Here is a 1,632-nt window from a genome sequence, read left to right as displayed (position 1 = left end):
CGCGCAGGGCTTCGCCGACCGGGCCGGGCGCGAGCTGGTCGCCACCGGCGAGACCGTCCACAAGCGTGTCCCCGGCGCCCGCGCCGAGCTGACCGCGCAGGAGGCCCAGATCGCCCGCCTGGCCGCGGCGGGACGCACCAACCCGGAGATCGGCACCGTCCTGTTCCTCAGCCCGCGCACCGTCGAGTGGCACCTGCGCAAGGTCTTCGGCAAGCTCGGCCTCGGCTCCCGACGGGAACTGGCCGCCGCCCTGCGCGATGGTCCATAGTGTTCGGATGCCGCAGGGTCTGACGTATGCCAGCGCGGTCAAGCTGCTCGGCGGGTCGAGTCCGCTGGTCACGGTCGCGGACAACCTGCTCGGCGGGGCGCTGAGCCTGGCCACGGCCGGCGGCAGCGAGGTCGCACTCAGCCTCTTCGACGCCAAGGCCGAGGCGATCCGGCTCGGCCACCTGGTGGCCGGCAGGCTGACCGAGACGGTACGCGGCCTGAGCCGCTACGACCGCAGCATGCGGCTGCAAGCAGCCCACGGGGTCCTGGTGGTCACCGCGTTCTTCGAAGCGCTCGACGACTGTCTCGGCACGGCCGGCATGGCCACGCCCGGCTTCGCCCGCGACGAGCAGATCATGCTGGCCGTGGGCACCAAGGTGACCGGTGACTGGCCCGGCCGGCTGCTCGCCGGGACCATCCCGGTGCCGTCGCCGGACCGCACCTACGACGACCTGCTGAGCGATCTCCAGGACTGGTACGACACGCTGGCCCTGAAGATGGTCGACCACCTCGGCCGCCTTGCGGTCTGGGACAACTCCGACGTGCGCACCCAGCGCCGGGTCGACAGTCTGCTGCCCAGCGAGCTGCCGGACCGCGCTCTTGACCGCTACGAGGAGGCGGCCCGCCGGCTGTCCGCCGAGCTGCCCGAGTTCGCGATCTGGATGCGCCGGCTGGAGGACCGGGCGGCGGCACGCGGCCTGCGGGCGTTGGAGGAGGACCTGCTGCGGGCCACCTCCGGCCGCGACCCGGTACGGCTGCGCGCCGCCCTCGCCGCCGCGTACCGGGCGGAGCTGGACCGCCCCATCCTCGGCGGCGACGCCGGCGACCTGATCATGCCCGTCCTGGGCGCGGCCTACATCGATCCGCGCTTCCGGGTCCAGGTGGCCGGCGTCGGGTCCCGGCCGGCCGAGCCGGACTGGTGGCAGGCGGAGCCGCGCGACGACCTGGCCGGCTTCCTGGCCACCACCGGGACCACCCCGCAGGCGGCGGACGTCCCGATGCTGCTGCTGGGCCAGCCCGGCGCCGGCAAGTCCTCGCTGACCCGGATCCTGGCCGCCCGGCTGCCGGCCGCGGATTTCCTGGTCGTCCGGGTCGCCCTGCGCGACGTGCGCGCCGAGGCGGAGATCCAGGACCAGGTGGAGCAGGCGCTGCGCGACACCGTCGGCGAGACCGTGGCCTGGGCGGAGCTGGCCCGCTCGGCCGGCGGCGCGATGCCGGTCATCCTGCTCGACGGCTTCGACGAGCTGCTCCAGGCCACCGGCATCCACCAGTCCGACTACCTGCAGCGGGTGGCGGCGTTCCAGCAGCGTGAGGCGGTGCTCGGCCGGCCGGTGGCGGTGCTGGTGACGACCCGCGAGGCGGTCG

The 1,632-nt window shown here is 74.5% G+C and carries 2 protein-coding genes; both read left to right on the top strand.

Translation table 11 applies throughout. From position 1 onward, the window contains the following. A partial coding sequence (locus AB0C29_RS47335; RefSeq protein ID WP_360834794.1) for a helix-turn-helix transcriptional regulator occupies positions 1–268 on the top strand: 268 nt, incomplete at its 5' end. 7 nt (positions 269–275) lie between these two features. Next, the coding region (locus AB0C29_RS47330; RefSeq protein WP_360834792.1) for an AAA family ATPase at positions 276–1,632 on the top strand (1,357 nt) is incomplete at its 3' end.

It is taken from the genome of Actinoplanes sp. NPDC048791, from assembly GCF_040650095.1.
Lineage (GTDB): Bacteria > Actinomycetota > Actinomycetes > Mycobacteriales > Micromonosporaceae > Actinoplanes.
This window is presented reverse-complemented; position numbering and strand designations above follow the sequence as displayed.